Source organism: Candidatus Nitrosocosmicus oleophilus, assembly GCF_000802205.1.
Lineage (GTDB): Archaea > Thermoproteota > Nitrososphaeria > Nitrososphaerales > Nitrososphaeraceae > Nitrosocosmicus > Nitrosocosmicus oleophilus.
In genome coordinates, this window is sequence record NZ_CP012850.1 from 1,510,063 (window position 1) to 1,531,715 (window position 21,653).

Genomic DNA, 21,653 nt, shown 5'->3' on the forward strand with positions numbered 1-21,653 from the left:
TGAGGTTAGCACAAGTTAAGACAAGAATGGCGATAAATGGTTCACGATTCTCTGACCTGAATCAAAAAAAGAAGAAAGTGGTAGTCAGTTTAGGCAGAGTTAAGAACTTATCAAAAAAGAGATCACGATAAACTTAAAGATAGATACCCACTTTATTGTTTAAATTATCCTTTAATGTTCAAGATATCCTTGATATTGTAGAAAATTAGCAATATATTTAAATACATCTGATATACTAATGAAACAGTTTAATATTATATGAAATTCATGGGAGATTATATTCTCAATTGAGAATTCACACAATATGAAGTTAAACTCAGAAAAGTTTGAAATAGCACATTCTCGATTAAAGTCATTATTTTTTATTCTTATTGTTGCTTCTATTCCTATTATTACACCTCTGATTACAGAGCCGATGCCGTCTATGGTGTCTGCGTTTGAAGCACCTTTACAACAAAACTACCCGGGCTATAGTGGGATACAACAGACACAGTTTGAGTTAACGCCAGGAGCGGCGCAATTTACCCTAGCAAGCACCAGTACAGAACCAGGTCCTAGAATTAATCAAGCTGATAAACCTGTCAATCTAGTGAATCCTTCTGAGACTAACTCTCCTCAATCCTCTTCCCCATCCACCTCCACCTCCTCTCCCTCCTCTACTGCACCTAAATTTTTTAATATCAAAATTGGTAACCAAGTATTTCCTATATCATATACTATAGAGGGAGGCCAGCTAACAAACATAACTGTCATACCGGCTAGTTCCACTTTACTAGTAGACTTGGATACAACTGGAAACTCCTTTGGTGGCAAGTTGACAATTAATCTTCCAAGGAGTGTTATTGACGCTATAAATCCTACAAACAAAGGAGATATACCCTTTCTTGTTTTTGACGATGGACGCCCAATAACTCAATCAGTCCTGGAGCAGGGCCAGAACCAACAAACAAGGCCTCTAACTTTGATGTTTGACGGGGGGCCAAGTAAGATACAGATTAAGGGAACAAAGACTGTTGTGTTACCATCGTCGTCAACTACCTCAGGAGCCACGCCAGGTTCGATCGGAAAATCACCCTCCCTAACATCTTCCTCCTCTTCCTCCTCATCGTCAGGTAATCCCGCCGCTAAAAACCCAGGTGGAGGTGGAAAAGCAGGTGGTGGATCTGGCGGTACTGGATCTGGTGGTGGATCTGGCGGTGCATCTGGTGGAACTGGAACCAATCCGGGAACAGGAAGCAAAGGCACAGGCACTGGTGGTGGAACTGGAACAGGCACTGGTGGTGGAACTGGAACAGGCACTGGTGGTGGAACTGGAACAGGCACTGGTGGTGGAACTGGAACAGGCACTGGTGGTGGAACTGGAACAGGCACTGGTGGTGGAACTGGAACAGGCACTGGTGGTGGAACTGGAACAGGCACTGGTGGTGGAACTGGAACAGGAACTAACCCCAACTCTAATGATAAACTCGTTATAGCAGATAAGGACAAAGATCATATTGGTGATAACACGGATAATTGTCCAGATACTTCAAACCCAAATCAACAAGACACAAACAAGGATGGAATAGGTGACGCATGCCAGTCCCCAGATGTAGATGGCGATGGAATAGGTAATGCGGTTGACAATTGCAAATTTGACCCAGACATTACTCAGAAAGACACGGATGGTGACAAGATAGGTGACGCATGTGATCCTGACACTGTCGATACTGATAAAGACAATATTATAGATTCAAAGGATAATTGTCCTCAAAATCCAAACCCTGCTCAGAAAGACACGGATGGTGACAAGATAGGTGACGCATGTGATCCTGACACTGTCGATACTGATCATGATGGTATATTGGATGCTAAAGACAATTGTGCGGAAAATGTAAATCCTGGTCAAAAAGACACTGATGGCGATAAGATAGGAGATGAGTGCGATCCCGATGTTGCTGATACAGATAGAGACGGTATATTGAATACAAAGGACAACTGTCCAACAGCGAAAAACCTTACTCAAAAGGATACTGACGGTGATGGAATAGGTGATGAATGCGATAAGAGTACATTTGATCCTAATGGAGATAAGGACAAGGACAGCATACTTGATACTACAGATAACTGTGTTTTTGACCGCAACAAAGACCAGAAAGACACAGATGGCGATAAAATAGGTGACGCATGTGATTCAGATGCATTAGATTTTGATAGAGAGGGTATACTGGATTCAAAGGACAACTGTCCTTTTGAAACCAACGCATATCAAAAAGACTCTGATGGTGACGGTCTAGGCGACGCGTGCGACAAGGAAGTTGATACAGAAGAAGATAAAGATGGCGTTCTTGTTCCAAATGACAATTGCCCAACTACCTCAAATCCCGACCAAAAAGACTCTGACGGTGACGGTCTGGGCGACGCTTGTGATATTGATTCGCGAGATGGTGACAAAGATGGAATAGTTGATGCTAAGGACAATTGTAGTTCTAGAAAGAACACTGACCAAAAAGACTCTGATGGTGACGGTCTAGGCGACGCGTGCGACAAGGAAGTTGATACAGAAGAAGATAAAGATGGCGTTCTTGTTCCAAATGACAATTGCCCAACTACCTCAAATCCCGACCAAAAAGACTCTGACGGTGACGGTCTGGGCGACGCTTGTGATATTGATTCGCGAGATGGTGACAAAGATGGAATAGTTGATGCTAAGGACAATTGTAGTTCTAGAAAGAACACTGACCAAAAAGACTCTGATGGTGACGGTCTGGGCGATGTATGCGATCCTGATGTACAAGATCTAGATAAAGACGGCATAGCAGATTCAAAGGACAATTGTAAATTTCAATCAAATCCCGACCAAAAAGACTCTAATAAAGACGGAGAAGGAGATATTTGTGATAACGATAATCTTGACGTTGATAAAGACGGCACAGTTAATTCAAAGGACAATTGTACGGGAGTCTTAAACCCAGACCAAAATGACTCTGATGGTGACGGTCTGGGCGACGCTTGCGATAACGATAATAGTGATTTCGATAAAGACGGCATCTTTGATTCAAAGGACAATTGTTTCGAAAAACCTAACTCTGATCAGAAGGACTGACGGTAATGGCATAGGGGATGCATGCGAGAAGGATTCAACCGACTTTGATAAAGATGGCATAGCAGATTCAAAGGACAATTGTGAATTTACATCAAACCCAGACCAGAAAGATACTGATAATGACAAGATTGGCGATGCCTGCGATAAAACAGTTGGTAGCCAATTTGCTGGAACAACAGGACTAAAGGATTCTGATAAAGATGGTAAACTTGACAACGAAGACAACTGTCCTTCTACTGCCAATGCTGATCAAAAAGATACAGATGGTGATGGACAAGGCGATGTATGTCAAACTCTTCCTTCAACTTCACAACCTTCATCTGCAGGAACAACAACAACTACTACCCCACCTGCAGGATCCACATCTACATCAACAGAAGGAATGGTTGACAAAGACGCAGACGGAGTAGACGACTCCAAAGACAACTGTTTCCAACCCAACTCCGACCAAAAAGACTCTGATGGTGACGGAATAGGTGACGTATGCGACCTTACAGCAAATGGTCCTGTAACCGGAACAACATCTTCAACTACAACCTCTACTACAACACCTCCAACCACAACAACCACCACTCCACCATCTACATCAACAGAAGGAATGGTTGACAAAGACGCAGACGGAGTAGACGACTCCAAAGACAACTGTTTCCAACCCAACTCCGACCAAAAAGACTCTGATGGTGACGGAATAGGTGACGTATGCGACCTTACAGCAAATGGTCCTGTAACCGGAACAACAACTCCTGGTACAACTACAGGGGTCCCACCTGCATCATTACTCCTACCATATTTTGAAACAGATTTGGATAAAGGCGAAACACTTTCCTCAATTAATAATCCCGTTTGTCAATCTAATCCCACCGATCCTGCTTGTCAGTCACCAACTACAGGAACACCCCCAGCAACTCTGGCCTCTACGGAAGAACAGACTAATGATTCGGATGGTGACGGAGTATTAGACAATGATGATAACTGTACATCCTATGCCAACTCAGACCAATCAGATTATGATGGTGACGGAATAGGTGATGCCTGTGATAACGAAGATAATAGTGTTAACGAATCTGAGCAGCCATTTGCAGAAGAAGGAGAGAACATGGAAAGCACTAACACAGAGCAATCAGTAGGTGAAGGAGGAAATGAAGAGGATGGTAGCAGCAGTGATGGTGGCAGTGCCGGTGGCGGCGGCAATGGTTAAGGCCCATGATGGACTAGCCAATTCACAAAGAGAAAATAAAACAAGACTTACTGATCTGCAGATACTCACTCTAGAGATATTTTTTGTCTGAAGCAACCAACCTGCAGTTTACCATGGTGGACTCAATTAGGTATCCTCATGATTTCCGCTGAGTTAGTTCTATTTCAGTAATCTTGGGTGATAAAAATGGACCATCTAGTTTCCCATATCATCAATCCAGTTTCTATGAGTCTTTTATTCTATGAATGGTTATATTCGTATAATAATTGTTGTGTTTTTAAATGTAAATGATCTAATATTTGTAAGAATGTTCCGTTTGACCCAAATTTATTTCAATAAGATTCAAAGGTCATACCTTGTCGGTCAATTTGTAATATTATTCATTTGCAAATTCTGCATAAAATTTTTTGGAATTATTGTTTATCTTTGATATTTTGTCTCATCTAATCTACTAATCTCTGCAAATAAGGCTATAATTGATATAACTTAGTAGATCTGGGTACTATCAGCGTAACTTCAAATGCAGTGCGCAATTTGAAAATGCATATATGGATAAGAAAAGTTCTATAAAATTAATTTGTATAAATTTAATATAATTTGATCGAGTATTTATATAATAGTAAATTTAACTTTACATGCATATGAATAAATTAAATTTATTCCTTATTATGAGCATAGGCGCAGTATTTGCCACAGCATCGATTTTTGGATCAACCATGACAACTGCTTTTGCACAAGGAAATGACACAGGTGAAGTTCAGGTAGGACCACCATTGGTATTTACAGCAGAAAATGCAACATTGGCTGGCAATGCGACCAATGCTACTACAGCAGCAGCAGGTGATTCGGTTGTAGGCCAAACACCCCAAGTTGATGCTACTCAAAACCAAGCAACCTCTGATGGTGAAACCTCTGATGGTGAAACCTCTGATGGTGAAACCTCTGATGGTGAAACCTCTGATGGTGAAACCTCTGATAATGGAAACGACGGCTCTGATAATGGAAACGACGGCTCTGATAATGGAAACGACGGCTCTGATAATGGAAACGACGGCTCTGATAACGAAGACGAAAGCAATAACTAAAACAAGTTAACCAAATTTTTTCCTCCTTTTTTTTTGTTTAATATTTTAGCTGACTTTTGTTAACCCATAATTGATTAAAATACCATAGAATAATTATACTCGGCAAACGCCCAAAGTCTATTAAATTCGGTCTATAGTAATCAAATGCTCTTTTAGTAGGGCAAAATGGAACGGGAACTTTAAGACTTGTTCTACTTTACTATCTCATTAGGTATTGAAATCATATCTTTACTAATTTTAGATTTAACGATACCTGTTTTGTCTAATAGAAATTAGTTATCAATTCTTTGTGCCAACTTACTATTTTATAAATAAACTAGTCCAATTAATTATTATGCAAAGCGTTCGTATCGCAAGCGATTTTAATTAATAAATAAGAAATACTTTATGATCATAACACTTTCAATTTCTTTAGATTCTTTTAAAAAAAGAAAAATGATTGAGACTTGCGCCTCTCACTATACCAATGCTCATCTTGCTTGGGGTAACTGCATCTGAGGTCTTGATTCAGAGTGAAAGGGAGGTAATCATTGTGGAAGTATCGTGTCAGGAACGATGTTCTCCTAATTCGGTGATTGCCCCAAGAAGTTGCCCGGTGGGCTGTAGCGGCATACCAGAATGTCAAAAGGATGACCAGAGCCACTGGCGATCCCACAACCGACTTCTTGCGTGTTCTTCCATATCATCTGCGTGTAATGACCGGTCGGATACCAATTCTCCGCTGTCAAAACGCCGCCATGCCAATCCTTCTTTTCATCGACCCATAGAGACTGTCCCTCTCCTGGAGCGGACACCCCCAAGGACGGATTAAAGCCTGCAATATTCTCACCCACACCACTAGGCCTATTGGGGTCGTGGGCAAACTCGCCTGTCGTAGCAAGATTCTGAGCCCAAGTCTGTGCGCCGGAGGCTAGATCGTTGCTCCACACAAGTGGCGGAACTCCAACGGCAGCACGCTCATCGTTGTGCACAGTCAGAATGCTGTTGACCAGATCCCCTCCTTGCACATTTCCAGTATTGTTACTCAAAGTAGATTCACTTGATAAAGTGGGATTATTTTCCGTAAAGGTTGTTGTTACATCAGCGTTACCATCAGTAGAGCCACTACCATCTGATGAGGAGCCGTCATCACTAGTATCAGTAGACCCATTATCTGATGAGGAGCCGTCATCACTAGTATCAGTAGACCCGCCGGATGCTTCATCACTACCCTGTGTAGACCCGCTAGCATACATGATTGCTGAAGCAGGTAATATCATTGAAATCATCATTAAAAATATCAATGAAATAGTTATTCTATTCATAGTTGCCAATGAATTACCATATATATAAAGACATCGTTATGATTCTTTAAAGAGAATTTAGAGTATTGAGAACAAGATCATTAATTTCATGATTTTAAGCTCTTGAAAGAAAAACAAATTGACATGGTAACTGCTGTGGGTATTGAGAGTGATGATGCATACTACGTATAATCTATAAAGGCATTAGTAACTGGTCTAGGACGTCCATGTTTCGAGTTTCCATGACAACATATTGTTTCGCTTTATATGCCAGAAGAATTTTCAAAGGCCGTAAGGAGTACAACAAAGAGAAGGGATTAGAAATTTAAGATACTAGTTTATTTGATGAGATTATATCGCTACTATAATTAGGTATCGAATTTGGGGGTGAGATAAATTTGGCTTTATTTTTTTAAGAATTGAATTAGGTAATAGTTATCGGCCCAGAAGATATTTTATGGTTACAAAAAAAGATACCTTGGCATATAGTACCTATATGTCAATATTTTGCCTTGTGAATATTATTATTTGACTTCTGTAAATCTTCTGATCTATACGTTTATTGATCTAGCAAATTTTCGCCTCGTAAAATCATCCAAAAAACTAGGTAATTAATTATTACTCAAAAGTTTTGTATCTCAAGGTATGTTCGTTGAATGTATAAGAATATCGATTATTCAATACGGTTTTTTGAATACTTCAAACTCTCCTAAAAAATAAAAGATGATTAGGACTCTACCACAGCCTTCTCATTATCTTATTGCTATATTTCCTAGAACAACTCTATCTGCGGCCGGTTCAGAGTGAAGGGCGAGCACTTACGGCGATAGGGAGGAGATTCCTCTAAAATGGTGGTTGGCCATTGAAGTTGCCAGGGGGACTATATTGACAAACCAATACATTCGTTCCACCATATTGAGCGTATTCACCACCGGGTCCACTAGCTAACGCACAACCAACCTCAGTTGAACGCTGGTCAACCATCTGAGTGTAGTGACTATTGCCGGGTGTGCCTGGTACATAGCTATTCTTTTCGTCGACCCAAGACTGCTGCAGGACGTCCACAGTTGCGTAATCCGGACCTCCTCCACTTGCCAAGTTCTCACCAAAACCTGTGCCAGTCGAATGGACCAAACTGCCTGTTGAAAGCAAATTATCGGCCCAATTCTGTGCACTGGCGGCGATGCTGTCGCTCCAAGTCAGCGGTGCAACTCCAACTGCAGCGCGTTCTTGGTTGTGGGTATTTAAGATGGTATTTTGTAAATCCCCTTGTGCATACGATAATTGAAGAACTGCTGACGGTACTGCTAGAGTTGCCGTCATAATCAAGATCATAGTAATTTTTACTGATACTTTATTATACATGATTTGTATCAGTATTAGAAACAATTTAGTTTATTAATGAATCGATTTATTTAAATACTAGTGTCTGAATGAGAAATTTTTGATTTGTCGTTCATAATTGCTATTTTTGATTATTCTTTTCAACAAATCTATCAAATTATTATGGTAAAAGACCAGAACTTTTTTTTCAATTATCAGGACTCAAAAGGGATGTATTCCGTGACAAGGGTATTAACAATAATAGCAAAGGATAGAATGGTTTCCTGTTTTAGACCATTTAGATAATATTTCGCGTGGTCAATTCTGTTATTACTAATCAAGGTCGAAATATTCTTATGTAAAACAGGTGCTATTCTAAGCGAGGGTTATCATCACGATTTCTTCACTGCTTCCAACTTTTGATTCACAAAAGTTTCGCTAAAATGATAATCCGCCAAATTCGAAAACCTAAATTTAAATGAGGATTTTTCATATAACTGCCCCAACAAGTATTAGGACTGTCCAAAAGTAATATGCAATGCGCATATCAATGAAGGAAAACAATTGTCGATAATAGAAATATAAGATGAGTAAGAACTGATTCATTTTTTATATCCCATATTTCCTTATGAGTAAGAGTTTAGTCATCAATTATTCTTTGTCGTCTACATCCATGTTATCGTCACTAGTGTTCTTGCCATCGTCAAAACGAGTGCCTATATTGCAAATACACTTGGGAAAGAAACATTGCTTATTTGGTGGTTAGTCGAAAGTGGGATGCGGGTAATAAAAACAAGAATACTAAAATTATCCACGTAGTGAGAAAGTGAGGGCAATATATATGATTAAAAATTCGATGATATACAACCAATAAATATCAATTACTAAGATTCTATTATCATGAGTCTCAAATTCGGAAGCCTGCCCTAGTATTTTGTGAATAATTTGTTACTTTGTGAGATACTGTTTTAAAGTATCTAGGCGAATTGAAATTATTAAAATCAGTATGGAAAATACAAAAATGCCATCGGAAAATGACGCTATTTGCTCTAGTTTTATCAGACGTCTAATCAATCTATAAAAACACAAGCACCTAAAGCAGTATCATTAATAGGTAATTTAATTACGTATTTGGTATATCTTGGAGAGAGTGAATGGATTTTGTTACTACATTAGTCACAATCTACTAACCTTCTAACTCACTACATTTCACAAATATTACTACTAATTCACTTTTTTGGTTTGCATTTGAAAGGTTTCACCTAACCAGTCAAATATTCTTTGATTGACAAGTCCAGTCGCACCTGTTTGACAGTGTTCCTCTCCACCTTCCTCCTCAGTAAATACTATATACTTTTTGGACGATGATGGAACCGACACGAGTCCATCGTAAACCTTTTTTGGCTGCCCCGGAAATGAATCGTCTTTCTCACCCTCTAATACGAGAGTAGGGCATGTAATTTTTTTTAAAGTATCCTTGACTGAATATTTCTTTGCTCCTGTTATAAGTTCATAGGGAGAGTTTGCCCCGGTGGTCCACATCCCATGTTTCATGTTAAATTTTATGTTAGAATCTGATTGCATTAATTCATTTAATGTTTTATTTACAAATTCTACATCGCCTCTATCTATTGCATCTAGCATTTGTGAAGGAAAGCTTGCAGTGACGCCCTCATAACCGTCATATACTCCATCATAAAGAACCATCGCAGCAAAACGATGCTCAAAGGAGACAGCTCTGGCAGCCAATAGTGCTCCCATACTAATCCCCATTAGGGCTATTTTTTCTGGATCGATATCATATTCACTTTTTTTTGATAATGCAAAATCTAATACAGGAGTGACGACTTTTTCCCAGTCATACCTGAAAGGTAGTTTATGTTTAACAATTACGTTACCTTGGCCAGGACCTTCAAATGTTAGACAGTTATACCCTCTGTCTAATGAGGGTGCTGCTCCAAAAAAATAAAGCTCCTCCAATGTGGAATCAAATCCGCCATGCACCACAAGTGTTGGGTAAGAGGAACTTGTAGCAATTGATATATTATGGTTATCATTTTCAAGACCATTTTCTCGTTGGTCAGCTAGATTACTCTCTTTCCCAAATTCGCTTTTATAGTGATTGTTGTGATTTCTTGGTGCATGATAGAAATATCCAGGCAAGAGTATTCCTTCATAGGGTATCTCAATCGGTTCAACAAAAAAGGGAAATAGGGAAATAGCCTTCCTAAAACTTTCCTTACTCAGATCTATGGCGGAGGGCAATCTTTGATCTTTTGAGTCAACTAGGAAGAACGCTGCTGTACGGTAATAGTTTGTCGCTCTAAGATATGCCTCTCTGGCACTGGTCGCATGACCGTTAGTTGCACTATCCTCGGCATAAGACTGAACTCTTTTTGCTGTCTTTATCCATTCTTCATACCAACTTTCAAAATCCCCTTCTTTAATGCGATAAGCAGTAGATAGACATTCTCCGATGTCAGCTCCTTTGTAATATGTATCGGCAAGGGTTCTCAACAATAAAGCCGAAAAAGTGGGATCTCTGAACACAATTTTCATTCTGACTCATGGTTACATGTCTCCTACCCATTTTTATGTATTCCTTTGAAATCGGTTTAGCACATAATCAGAGATATTGGATATAATGATCCTGAATTTCCATACGCAATACCTTATAAATGACAATACTCTAGATACGTTACAATGAAACAAGATCGCAATAAATTTGTGAAAATACCGAGTACCAAGTTTGTAGTTGCAGTTACATTGTGTTTTAGTCTTTTAGTTATCATAACTGTAACAAATATGATGTCGCCATCATCTATCAAATTTCCAACTTTTGCATTAGCACAAGGGCAACAAAATTTTACCGCAAACCTTACCGGACAGGATGTGGTTCCACCATCAAATTCTAAAGCTTCTGGTACTTCTGAGTTTACTCTTAATAGCGATGGAATGAGCATGAATTACGAAGTTTACGTTAAGGATATAGATGGTGTCACGCTTGCTCAAATATATCAAGGTCAAGAAGATGGAAATGGTCCCGCTTTATCAACGCTCATACGATTCAAAGATATAACGCCCAGTGGTCCAGTGAATGGACTATTAACACAAGGAATGATAACAGCCGATAATCTTCAAGGACCACTAATTGGAAAACAAGTCTCTGATCTGGCTGAACTTATGGAAAATAACAATACATACGTAGAAATCCAGACCACAGAGAATCCTAATGGAGAAATTAGAGGACAAATAGGAAAATAATATAATTGACTGTGCATATCGGTCGTGCTCCAAGCGGACCGATATGATTGATTGGTTTCTGATGATATCATACGAATTTTGATAAATAACAAGTGTTGCCTAGTCAAATATTGAAACGTTACGCCTAGTACAATACCAACAAAATTTGTTATCTAACTAAACGTGTTATGAAATATGTAAAAAGTTCAGTTGAAATATTTGAATTCAGCCGACCAGTTATATTTAAAAGAAAAGAAATACAATTAAAGAATACTAATTTAGTTAAAAATTTACTTCGATATACTACCCTTATCCATACTGATATCCTCACTATCCCAGTCAACTGTGCTAGTTATTTGAATAGGACTACAAAGACTGAATTAATAGTAATATGTTCAAACTTTATAGAACTAGAATTACATTAATAAATGATTACTAGAAAACATTCAGATATCATTTATTTAAAGTTCTGAAAAGCTAACCATTGAGTAGTGACGATTTAAAAAAGGACGAATCAACTGAGGAAGTATTAATTGTAAAAAAAACACTTGCTCAAGAATTTTTTCATTTTCTAAAAACATTTGGCATAATTGGGTTAGCAATAGCTTTTGTTATAGGTCAGGCTGCTTCTGGGCTAGTGACTTCCTTCGTAGATGACATCATAAATCCACTTATTGGATTATTTATACCTGCAGGAAATCTCGATGCAGTGTCTATACAGGTACCAAATATATCAGGTGGGACTACAGAGTTTAGAATTGGACATCTTATATCCAGTATTATTGACTTTGCGATAATCGCTCTGGTGGTATTTCTTGCATATAAACAACTATTGCGATTCAAACTGGTTGATGATAAAGATATACCCGTGAAAAAATAATCTCTTATATCTTTTCTTGATTTCCTGTATTCTTAATTTGATTAATACAACTATCAATCTGATTCTCGCCATTTTCATTTTACAATGCTTTAGTTTATCTAGCCCAACATACATCAGGTATTAATCTAGGTGACAAAAGTGAATTAATTATGTCCTTGGATGTAATTTGATGACGGTCAGATTAATTAACTGTTTGTAGGATCTGACGCTGAAACAACTGGGAATCTTTTTATACTCATAAAGAAAATAATTACAAAGCAGATGGACTACTATTATCGTATTACGTTAATTGTGTTAGTCTCTATTGCAGTAACAGGCTTAATTGCAATTCCATTTGGGAATCCCAAGTTTATTGATAGGGCAATTATTTTGGAATTAACATTTATTGCACTATCTGTTCTGATATGGAAAGGGTACCATAAGGCACTGTATGCGTGTATCCCATTAGCTGCATTAATTATTATTGGCAATAGCCTTGCTCCACCCCATGTTAATTTGATGATGACTTTTTCTAAACCACTAAATGCAATTGTTCTGATTTTGGGGGGATATGTATTACAAATTGTTCTTATATATAGCAGCTTGAGGGCGATACTGAATATAAGGTCAAAGAGATTGACCACCTCTGCATAAGTTTATTTGATTTGTCATGCAGGTTTACAATGATTTTATAAACTAACTTTTATGGGTATTTATCTTATGGAAGTTTCAATTGGAACATAAAGGAAGTCAATCCAATGAGTATTTCCCATTCCTAAAAATGGATTACTGACAGATCTATAAACCTTCGGCTGAATCACACTGGGTCAGATGAACTGGAGACTACTTAAAGTTTCTAACAGGGTCTGAAATCCATTCAAAGAGATCTTCCAGAACCTTTTTTTCTACTGGTCCTCCGACATTGGTAACCCATTGCGAGGATGGATAAAATAGATGTCCAAGGTTTGGATATGTAATCAATGCATGATCAGGATGTCTAAGTTCTGCAAGTTTTTGTTGTAATAGCAATGCTTGTTGTATAGGTGTGTCTGAATCATTCTCTCCCTGAAGAATCAAAATAGAAACATTAGATGGAACTTTGCTTATGATATATAAGTTAGATTCCAAAGCGAATTGTGAATTAAGCCAAATAGGACAGGGGCCAGTTAAGCCGTCGCATTTTTCACCTGGGATCACAGACGAAAAAGAGTTGAGTTTGTCTATTTGCATTGGTTTGAGCTCATCTTTTATACTTATTAGAGTATCGTTATTCTTATCATATTGGCGACCCATCTGTTCCCCTGTTGCTCCTGTTCCATTTGCCAATGGAAGATTTTGAGCAAGAACTGAGGTAAGGTTTCCAACTAGGGAACTGAAAACATGATCCTCAGAAGCCTCTTTTAATGAAATCAAACCATTATGGTCATGATCTAAAACCTGTTGAGCGTACAGCACAGGGACCATCACCTGGTCGTGCCCTATTTCTTTCAAATTTTGGGCTAAGGTGCCCATAAGTACAATTGCACCCACTTTATCTGAATTGTTGATTGCTATTCTTGGTACAATTGTAGTACCCTCACTATGTCCAATCAAAACCACTTTGCTAGGGTCAACTTCTGGTTGATTTAGGAGGATATCCAATGCTTTCTGAGCATCTTGTGCTAGATCATCAAATGTTGTGTTTCCCCATACATTGTCATCTAAAATTGTCGCATTCGCACCTATACCTCTCTTGTCATATTGCAAAACTGCGAAACCTCTTTCTGAAAGAAATTCAGCTATATCGTAGAATGGCCTAGCAGATGGGTAAACTAAAGAGCCTGTGCTGTTGTCTATACGAATGTAACCACCTGTTTCATTCATATCTGTCCTCCCAGAGCCCGGTACTAAAAGAACAGCAGGGTATGGACCGTCACCAATAACTGGTAGATTTAATCTTGCATTAGTCTCTAATCCATTACCCAAATCTATTATCATATTTCTATATTTTGTTGTCTGTAGTTCTGATTGACCATTAATTGTGAGAGCTAGACTACTAGACAAGAAACATAAAGTTACAGCAGAAAACATTATTGATACCAAATTTAATGACAAGACATATGTAATTATTGGAGCTATGATTTAAGCATTATTTGGATGCCTTATTAAAAGTGGTATTTATGCCCTACACTCTGGTTATGGTTCACTAACTATGTAGTAGATCATATTAAATGAGCATCGCTACAATTTGAAAAAACCAGATGTATTTGCAGGATTAACAACAACAAGTATACTGGACAAAATGTAAGTTAGCGGCAGTTTTAAATGGTGTATCGTCCTGCAATGATGCATATTTTGACTTTGAAGAAACATCATCACGGTTTTATCACCATCGTTTAGGACAAACAAGTGACAAGGAATAAAGAAGGGTAGAATTAAACTTAATTTCACCTATATTATAGGTGGATACTTTGATACCACACTAATGACCGATTACCCGATGAAAGAAAAAGAAAATATAAAGATTCAATATGTAAATTTCTTCTTCATGACTTCATTAAGGTAGAACAGAATCAATAAGGTGATTCACGCCGATCTAACCAAAATATACGAAAAACGATCTATTAAAGATAAAATATCTATAAACATTGAGAGCGATACTTAATTTGTATTCAATGCTTAATGTAAGACCCATTGCTATAATGAATACCATGAAACTTACGAACATTTTCTTTGTTAGGTGGAACCTGTTCGTTTATCTTGATATTCTAAATCATAGTTATTTGATTCAACCTTGATAATAAGGTCAGCATAATCTGATACCAAACTCTCCCGTTGTGAATAAATACTATATAATAGGTCCCAACCGTTCGCCTCAATCAAATACACTTTTCTGATTCGATTGTAAGATATGAATGAATTATTTATCAAATGATGCATGTATTTTCTCAAAACTGCTTTTGAAGTAGGAATTATTCTAGGAATATGAAATTCAATCTCTGAGAATGAGGACCCTTTTATGCAGGCTAACAAAATTGATTCTGTAATTGCAACATTTAGATAAATCGGGTTTATGTCTTCATTGATGGGTTCCCGATTCATCTAATCTTTGTCACCTTTTATCTCGTAAATAGGAAATGTTGAATAATCGTCCATTCTAAATGGTCTCAAATCCTTTGAATTCATAGGGATTGTAATTAAAAAACATTTAGGAATTGTTGGCATTAAAGATTGATTAGTGATAATTTTTGTTGCGATACTATTGATATGGATAAATGCTACCTTAGTACTCTCAGAGTAGATTTCTAATAAATCAAAACATAACTCCTTGGCAGTTGTATGGCGATAAACAATGTTCTCCAATCCAAAAATTTGCGGTTAAACTGGGTATGATTTAGAAATGCTATCTTTATATGTTTTGTAATAGAGTTGAGTAATGCAAAGTCATGGTGAATAATAAAATTTTTCTATCGATTCTACAAGGTTAATCCAATAATTGTTAGACACAAATACGGGGATTTTAAAAAATCGTGACGAAAGCAAATTCAGGCTAATCTAAAAATAAAACATATAGTCATTTGTAACTTAATAACAATATTACTAAATTCAAATGTATAAACAAGAGAACAATAAAAAAAAGGATTAGTTGTTTATTTGTCCTAAGGCATTATTGCCTCTATTGAATTGATCTTGGAAGTTAAAGTTATTACCTGATAAGAATGTACTTTCACCGGAAACTACTTGGCTATTTTGTTTCGATTTTTGAGATTGTGCGATTATTTGCTTTGCTTTGTTACTCTTCTTTGCTAGTGCATCATCTGAGATTGCTAATGGGGCTAAGACCAAAGCAAGTGCGAGAACAACTGCTGTTGATAACAGTAATGTTTTACTTGTGTTCATACTTGTAAATTTTATTCTCAAAATTCGATATATATTGGATATTATAGAATTTCATATGAACAAGTTTCAGTTAGTTTGAACAGAAAAATGTTCTAATATCCTATAAATATTGAATGATCTACTTACCAATGCTATAGCCGAACTATATAATTGAATGAAAATTGAACTATGTATTGCTTTGGTTATATATAGTCTCGAAAAGGCATTTGTTAGTGTCTCCAAGTTAGCTTTTACAATATTTGAATAAAAAATTATTAGCTATATAAATAATATTAAATAACAATTAGTAATGACTGATAACATTGTTGATGACGCTGCAAAGAAGATGAAAAACGCAGCTCAAGACGCTGAAGCAAAGGCAGAAACAGCCCAAGATCATGCAGAGGGGAAGCCTAGTTCAGAGACTTTGAACAAGGCCAAAGTAAAGATAAAAGACGCATTAGATTAGAAAATTGTTTGGACACCTAAACAATATTTTTTTTACCAAATATTTAGAATCCTTGTCATCAATTTTTAGCGCATCCCCTGTTCTGAATCTTGATATTTCATAAAATCTCTGAGTATGTTGCTTACTTTATTATTCTTTATTGTAATTGATAATACAAAATCATTGTAAACCTGTCTGATATCGTATCCGAATCAATCCTTTTTCTATTCATAATAAACACACGCCTAGAACAAAAAAAGAGTGAAGAAAGACTCAAACAATATGGGGAGAATCATACAATCTATTGCCGTGCCGCCCTGTTATCAGGATCCCATTAACAAAGTCAATCAAATCTCAAAGAATAATAATGATAATGGCCGCTGCAATAATAACATCAATAACAAGAAAATACCGCATAAACCGCATAAACTGGTTATTTCATTTCTGGGCTATAAACATGATGTACCTTGGGAGTAAAATAAGTCAAAGATTCATCACCTTAAGATGTTTGGGGTAATGAATAATTCGATTTTAACCCCTTTGTATTATTTAATAACATATCTTAACGCAAAATTAGAAATCGAAACATTAGGAATGGTACAAAGTTGCATACTGCTAAGAAAAAATATAGTAGGCTAGATGAATTTTTTTATATTTACCGAATGTATCTAAAATTAATAACATAGAAAGAATTTCTGTCGTGAAATAAAAAGGTAAAGGTGAGTTATATTTACCGTCCAGAATGAGCTTCCAACCATGAATACAAATCCTTCAAAACATATTCAGGTATGGGTCCACTTTCTGTTGTCCATCGACTTGAAGGATAGAAATGATGTCCTAGGTCTGGATAAGTTATCAGAATGTGGATCAGGGTGATTCAATTCAGATAACTTTTGTTCTAGAAGAAATGCTAGTTGAACCCGACTTCCTGGATCGTTTTGTCCATGGAGAATTAGAATGTCAGTAGATGAGGATACATTATCTAAGATACTTAAGGTTGAACTTAAATTAACAATCGAACCTAAATAAATGGGACAGGGTCCTGCCATGGGATTTTCGTATTTTGTTCCTTCAAATGACTTTTCCATTCTCTTCTCAAGAACCGGTTTAAATTCGGTAAGGATATTTACATATCGATCTTTACTAATATTGGATACCGATTTTGAAAGTTCAGTACTGGTATTATCTGTGATAGTCGGAGAGAGAATTAAACTGGTATTTCCGCCAACCATACTTTGGAATATTTGATCTTGTAATACTTCCTGCAACGAAAAAGATCCATTATGATTCTTATCTAATACTATCTTAGCGTATTCAACTGGGAATCCAACAAACCCATAGTATATCTGATCCCTTGGGTTCTCAATTCTTGGAGCCATAAGGATAATGTTGTCAAATTTAGTAGTTGGATTATCTGCCGCAAGTCTTGTAACAATTTCACCTCCCTCACTATGTCCAATTAAGCTTATCTTAGTGCTATTAACTTCGGGTTGTTGCATTAGCACATTTACAGCTTTCTTTGCATCTTGCTTTGGATCATTGTATGTTAATTTTCCCCATAAATTATTGTTAATAATTGTGTTATTTTCGCCTATACCCCTCTTATCGTATTTAAGAACGACAAACCCCCTTTCTGATAAAAATTGTCCAATTTGCCAAAATAGTTTAGCGTTCTCGCCTGCAGTGTAGTTCATATCCGCTGGTCCTCCCCCAGGAACAAGGAGAACGGCCGGATTTGGTCCTTTACCTATTGCGGGATAAGATAGCTGAGCATTTGTGAAGATTCCATTGTCAAGATCCAGAGTTAGATTTCTATTTTTCACAACTTGAAGATCTGATTGAGCTCAGATGTTTGAAAACAGAGGCTCATTAAACGATAATGAACATATAGATAAAATCAATAACATACCAAAAAATGTCCATAAAACTATGAGAGTTGATAACATAAACTTTTTCAGAATCACTAACAATAGCAATAATCACTTGTATATAAGTAGATAGGATTCTAGCGACAATCTCTTGGTATTTTCTCAATAAGGTGGATCTTTTTATTCTCTTTCATTAAAGTTGTATTCTTTGAATTTCAGCTTAATTGAAATAGAATTTCCTGTCATCATGAAATCTTGTTGATTCGTACTAGTAATGCTTATTGCAATGCAACGCAGTTTGTATTGTCCAGCTTTACTTTTTTTTATTATCTGAAATAATCTCTGAATCTTACTAAACTAAAATCTTTTTCTACTTCTAAACTGCGATGGCTACGAAACGGTGTATTTCTTTTTCTTTTCCAAGCTTCTGCCTTATCATGTCTCATGCGCCCCGTTTACAAATGAGGATCTGCTGAAACTAAGAAAAAAATATCACCAGACATATTGCTACCTCAATGAAAATATATTCAGTTTTCAAAAATTTCTAATAACTTAAAGACTTGATATGTAGAGTACCAGAACCATATGGTGCGTACACATTCTAATACCAGAGCTAGTTACAAGAAAAAAGCCGTTTAAGAAGTATTATTGATTTAATGTTTCTGGCGGCTCGATAACTACATTGCCCTGTACAATGACTAAATATATGGGATCACCATGGAGATCAAATTTTGATGTTTTAGACACCTTTGTTACCATTGGCTGTACTTTAATATTTGCTCCATCATCGGTAATGTATTCATTCCAATCCTGAGTTATTATAGTATAACGAACATCATGTGTTATCGATTGTTGCAATTCGGATGGAGAATAAACTTTGGCATCTGGTTGACCTCTCTCATTTGATAATACCACAATTATATTTTGAACATCAATTTTGTAATCAGAATTTTTTTTCCGAATTTTAGTGGCAATTAATTTAATCTTTAATATCGAGCTATCCGATAAATTGTATCTACTCCAGTCTTCTTTTAAAACAGTAAAGTCCAATGGAGGTCTTAAGAAACTGTCCATTTAATTTTATGCTCATTTGGTTGTTATTAAATTCAGTGCTATACCGGATTATTTGAGATATTGTTGGATATTTCCATCAAAAGTAAGATTATCAAGTTTTGTTTTTACCCCGTTATTTTGATTCTTCTATACAATTTATTTTGATTTAGTTTGCTGAGGGAAAGCCAATTTATTAAGATGGACTGATTAGTAGTTTCAACCTAGATGTCTTTAATTGCTATTGGCAGATTTATTTCCGTATGTGATACCAAAAATAGGTATACTTCAATAAGATTTAAATTAAAGAATTCTCTGAATCCGAGGAACATTACAAAAGAAAAAGACTTGAAAATTTGATCATTCTATGTTGTTCATCAAATCTAATGAGGTATTTGACATTTAGATGGACAGGTTGGTAAGTTTGTATGGGTCCATATTGGAGTTAAGACCATTAGATATGGATTTTGAAAAGTTAGTTAATAAGATAAAAAAGTCACTAATGACTAACTATTAGATTACCGCCCATAGGAATTTTCATGATTTTTAGGGTAGGGAAATGGTGCAGTCACCATTAATTTCTTGTTTAACTATTAATCCCTGATGTTCGAGTGAGTCAATCATTTGAATTAATGGTATTACTCCTAATCTATTACTATATCGTTTTTTGAGACTATTGAAAGTTATGTGATCTGTATGGAGTGTCAGATCCGTTATCATGGATAGAAATGATTGCGAATACTTCTCCAAATCATTTCTTGATAAAATCCCAAAGGTTTCTGGGGACACCCTATAGTGTTCTGAAACTCTATATATCCCATCATAGCTGATGTTTATTTCGTCTTTTTCAATCCAACCCGTCAATTTCTCTTGAACAAGAATAGGTAGGATGTTATCCTTAAACGCTATCTCTGTAATAGGAAAATCAGTATCATCGTCTTCAAATTCCATCCAAACTTTCATAAATTTGACTTTTTTTCGGACATCGCCGTTGACTGTTTCAGCTAACTTTTTAAGGAAACTAAAAACTTGGAATTGTTCCGCATAATCAAGTTCTGAAACCTTCATTATTTAAAATTCCTTGAATATCATTACTTTTAAAGATGAGTGATATGATGCTTGGGCTAGAAATATCCCCTCTACCATTAAGGCCCTAGTAACTGTTGTCGGCCAAATTTTCCTTTGAAATTCTAGATCCGGTTCTGCAAGTCTGTTACCTAAGGCTACGCCACCTATGAAACCCATTATTGCGACAAGCGGCACTATGACATTAAGAAGATTTCCATTACAAATTGCAAGTCCAAGAAGAACAGTATTACCTGTTAACACAGATGCGAAAACATTGAGTTCTATGAAACTTATAGCATCCATGAACCCTGACATAGATGCATGAGCAACTAACCGTATATTTCGCAAATACAAAGTTTGGGTTTTAGCATAAGGGACATCTGCTGGCAACTTAGATGAATTCTTTGCAGGTATCTTATCTGAAGGGTTATTCATTATCGACTTTGATAATATTAAGTACTGAGATAAAAGAATTAAGAACGCTAGTCTATTCCTTTTCAAAGATAGATATCAAACTATCATTTGATATCTATCTTTGAATCACTAATTTTCAAAACAAAAACCGCTTACCTAACCTATGGAGGTATCTCAGGATTACTACGGACCTTGCTAAATATTGTGAAATCTTTTTTAGCAGGATAAATTCTTAAGCAAACGATTATCTTAATTCACCATTATTGTTTGGACAAGAATGATCAAGTGATGGATTGCAGCTCCTAAAATTGTAAGGTAATTTTAAAGATAGTGAGAAGATTTACTATACTGATGAACTAAATTCATATTTTGACTAGGCCGCCCTGCTGATATAAACAATCCACTCTTTCAATCATATATTGGACTATTCTAGCCATTTCACTCTGTCGATTTGAAGAATCTAAGTAGAAAACAAGCTAGGTTAGAATTCGTGCAGCTGTTCGACACTAGAATCAAACACATATCCGTCTGACTATATTATATTATTTAATAAATCTATGTTATTTTTATGAATTTTATAATAAATAAATATTTTATTCATATTGTCATAAGATAGTGATACGTTTATTTACTTTTTTGGATAAATATGAATAACCTAGAAAATAGAAATAAGGCTACATTCATGTCATAAATAATGCCGCAGTAAGAACTATGGCAACGAAGGGTACGTCGCAAACTACTTTCTATCGTTGAAGCTATGGTTCCCTGCGAAAATTTATGGAAAACATGAGGTTAGGCAGAACAAGATGATGATGGCGCGGTCACAAGTCTAATGACGCCTTTTTACTATTTTCTAGGATTGTATAAAGAA

Annotated in this window: 18 protein-coding genes; 8 read left to right on the forward strand and 10 right to left on the reverse strand. The window is 36.4% G+C overall.

All coding sequences use genetic code 11. From position 1 onward, the window contains the following. Positions 1 to 304: 304 nt before the first annotated feature. The 3 genes from NMY3_RS17065 (at position 305) to NMY3_RS07310 (ending at position 5,368) form a co-directional block, all read left to right on the forward strand. Positions 305 to 3,085, forward strand: coding sequence for a thrombospondin type 3 repeat-containing protein (locus NMY3_RS17065; RefSeq protein ID WP_196818250.1), 2,781 nt, complete (start codon positions 305 to 307; stop codon positions 3,083 to 3,085). Then, positions 3,009 to 4,283, forward strand: a complete 1,275-nt coding sequence (locus NMY3_RS07305) for a thrombospondin type 3 repeat-containing protein (RefSeq protein ID WP_196818251.1) — start codon at positions 3,009 to 3,011, stop codon at positions 4,281 to 4,283. The genes NMY3_RS17065 and NMY3_RS07305 overlap by 77 nt, the downstream gene beginning before the upstream one ends. A 641-nt stretch (positions 4,284 to 4,924) precedes the next feature. Further along, entirely contained in the window at positions 4,925 to 5,368 is a 444-nt protein-coding gene (locus NMY3_RS07310) for a hypothetical protein (protein ID WP_196818252.1), read from the forward strand. A 563-nt stretch (positions 5,369 to 5,931) separates the two neighbouring features. On the opposite strand, the gene NMY3_RS07315 is transcribed toward NMY3_RS07310, so the two are convergent. From NMY3_RS07315 to NMY3_RS07325, 3 genes are all read right to left on the reverse strand, one after another. Beyond that, positions 5,932 to 6,672, reverse strand: coding sequence for a CAP family protein (locus NMY3_RS07315; RefSeq protein ID WP_196818253.1), 741 nt, complete (start codon positions 6,670 to 6,672; stop codon positions 5,932 to 5,934). 822 nt (positions 6,673 to 7,494) lie between these two features. Continuing rightward, entirely contained in the window at positions 7,495 to 8,016 is a 522-nt protein-coding gene (locus NMY3_RS07320; RefSeq protein WP_320410460.1) for a CAP domain-containing protein, read from the reverse strand. Between the two features lie 1,182 nt (positions 8,017 to 9,198). Beyond that, entirely contained in the window at positions 9,199 to 10,533 is a 1,335-nt protein-coding gene (locus NMY3_RS07325) for an alpha/beta hydrolase family protein (protein ID WP_196818255.1), read from the reverse strand. Between the two features lie 144 nt (positions 10,534 to 10,677). On the opposite strand from NMY3_RS07325, the gene NMY3_RS07330 reads away from it, so the two are divergent. The 3 genes from NMY3_RS07330 to NMY3_RS07340 all read left to right on the forward strand — a co-directional run bounded on the left by NMY3_RS07330 (position 10,678) and on the right by NMY3_RS07340 (position 12,730). Continuing rightward, positions 10,678 to 11,238, forward strand: coding sequence for a CHRD domain-containing protein (locus tag NMY3_RS07330; RefSeq protein WP_196818256.1), 561 nt, complete (start codon positions 10,678 to 10,680; stop codon positions 11,236 to 11,238). A 463-nt stretch (positions 11,239 to 11,701) separates the two neighbouring features. Then, positions 11,702 to 12,097, forward strand: coding sequence for an MscL family protein (locus NMY3_RS07335; protein ID WP_231100383.1), 396 nt, complete (start codon positions 11,702 to 11,704; stop codon positions 12,095 to 12,097). A 291-nt stretch (positions 12,098 to 12,388) separates the two neighbouring features. After that, positions 12,389 to 12,730, forward strand: a complete 342-nt coding sequence (locus tag NMY3_RS07340; RefSeq protein ID WP_196818257.1) for a hypothetical protein — start codon at positions 12,389 to 12,391, stop codon at positions 12,728 to 12,730. A 189-nt stretch (positions 12,731 to 12,919) separates the two neighbouring features. Here NMY3_RS07340 and NMY3_RS07345 read toward each other — a convergent pair whose 3' ends face one another. The 3 genes from NMY3_RS07345 to NMY3_RS07355 all read right to left on the reverse strand — a co-directional run bounded on the left by NMY3_RS07345 (position 12,920) and on the right by NMY3_RS07355 (position 15,955). Then, positions 12,920 to 14,146, reverse strand: coding sequence for an alpha/beta hydrolase family protein (locus NMY3_RS07345; protein ID WP_196818258.1), 1,227 nt, complete (start codon positions 14,144 to 14,146; stop codon positions 12,920 to 12,922). Positions 14,147 to 14,791: 645 nt separating this feature from the next. Continuing rightward, positions 14,792 to 15,157 carry a hypothetical protein gene (locus NMY3_RS07350; RefSeq protein ID WP_196818259.1) on the reverse strand — a complete coding sequence of 122 codons (366 nt, stop codon included), beginning with the start codon at positions 15,155 to 15,157 and terminating at the stop codon, positions 14,792 to 14,794. Positions 15,158 to 15,697: 540 nt separating this feature from the next. After that, a complete protein-coding gene (locus NMY3_RS07355; RefSeq protein ID WP_196818260.1) occupies positions 15,698 to 15,955 on the reverse strand; it encodes a hypothetical protein in 258 nt (85 codons plus the stop codon). A 289-nt stretch (positions 15,956 to 16,244) separates the two neighbouring features. Here NMY3_RS07355 and NMY3_RS07360 point away from each other — a divergent pair, with 289 nt between their 5' ends. Beyond that, entirely contained in the window at positions 16,245 to 16,403 is a 159-nt protein-coding gene (locus NMY3_RS07360) for a hypothetical protein (RefSeq protein ID WP_196818261.1), read from the forward strand. Between the two features lie 240 nt (positions 16,404 to 16,643). Beyond that, positions 16,644 to 16,859, forward strand: a complete 216-nt coding sequence (locus tag NMY3_RS07365) for a hypothetical protein (protein WP_196818262.1) — start codon at positions 16,644 to 16,646, stop codon at positions 16,857 to 16,859. A 305-nt stretch (positions 16,860 to 17,164) separates the two neighbouring features. Here the strand turns inward: NMY3_RS07365 and NMY3_RS07370 are convergent, their stop codons facing one another. The 4 genes from NMY3_RS07370 to NMY3_RS07385 form a co-directional block, all read right to left on the reverse strand. After that, a complete protein-coding gene (locus NMY3_RS07370; RefSeq protein WP_196818263.1) occupies positions 17,165 to 18,205 on the reverse strand; it encodes an alpha/beta hydrolase family protein in 1,041 nt (346 codons plus the stop codon). Positions 18,206 to 18,895: 690 nt separating this feature from the next. Beyond that, positions 18,896 to 19,324, reverse strand: coding sequence for a hypothetical protein (locus NMY3_RS07375; protein WP_196818264.1), 429 nt, complete (start codon positions 19,322 to 19,324; stop codon positions 18,896 to 18,898). A gap of 522 nt (positions 19,325 to 19,846) precedes the next feature. Continuing rightward, positions 19,847 to 20,368, reverse strand: coding sequence for a hypothetical protein (locus tag NMY3_RS07380; protein WP_196818265.1), 522 nt, complete (start codon positions 20,366 to 20,368; stop codon positions 19,847 to 19,849). 3 nt (positions 20,369 to 20,371) lie between these two features. Next, positions 20,372 to 20,869, reverse strand: coding sequence for a YoaK family protein (locus tag NMY3_RS07385; protein WP_196818266.1), 498 nt, complete (start codon positions 20,867 to 20,869; stop codon positions 20,372 to 20,374). Positions 20,870 to 21,653 lie beyond the last annotated feature (784 nt).

Bases quoted from the DNA above. Each gene is read 5' to 3' on its own strand.
- NMY3_RS07315 (WP_196818253.1), bottom strand. From the start codon at position 6,672: ATGAATAGAATAACTATTTCATTGATATTTTTAATGATGATTTCAATG.
- NMY3_RS07325 (WP_196818255.1), bottom strand. From the start codon at position 10,533: ATGAAAATTGTGTTCAGAGATCCCACTTTTTCGGCTTTATTGTTGAGA.
- NMY3_RS07320 (WP_320410460.1), bottom strand. From the start codon at position 8,016: ATGTATAATAAAGTATCAGTAAAAATTACTATGATCTTGATTATGACG.
- NMY3_RS17065 (WP_196818250.1), top strand. From the start codon at position 305: ATGAAGTTAAACTCAGAAAAGTTTGAAATAGCACATTCTCGATTAAAG.
- NMY3_RS07345 (WP_196818258.1), bottom strand. From the start codon at position 14,146: ATGTTTTCTGCTGTAACTTTATGTTTCTTGTCTAGTAGTCTAGCTCTC.
- NMY3_RS07360 (WP_196818261.1), top strand. From the start codon at position 16,245: ATGACTGATAACATTGTTGATGACGCTGCAAAGAAGATGAAAAACGCA.
- NMY3_RS07350 (WP_196818259.1), bottom strand. From the start codon at position 15,157: ATGAATCGGGAACCCATCAATGAAGACATAAACCCGATTTATCTAAAT.
- NMY3_RS07310 (WP_196818252.1), top strand. From the start codon at position 4,925: ATGAATAAATTAAATTTATTCCTTATTATGAGCATAGGCGCAGTATTT.
- NMY3_RS07330 (WP_196818256.1), top strand. From the start codon at position 10,678: ATGAAACAAGATCGCAATAAATTTGTGAAAATACCGAGTACCAAGTTT.
- NMY3_RS07375 (WP_196818264.1), bottom strand. From the start codon at position 19,324: ATGGACAGTTTCTTAAGACCTCCATTGGACTTTACTGTTTTAAAAGAA.
- NMY3_RS07380 (WP_196818265.1), bottom strand. From the start codon at position 20,368: ATGAAGGTTTCAGAACTTGATTATGCGGAACAATTCCAAGTTTTTAGT.
- NMY3_RS07355 (WP_196818260.1), bottom strand. From the start codon at position 15,955: ATGAACACAAGTAAAACATTACTGTTATCAACAGCAGTTGTTCTCGCA.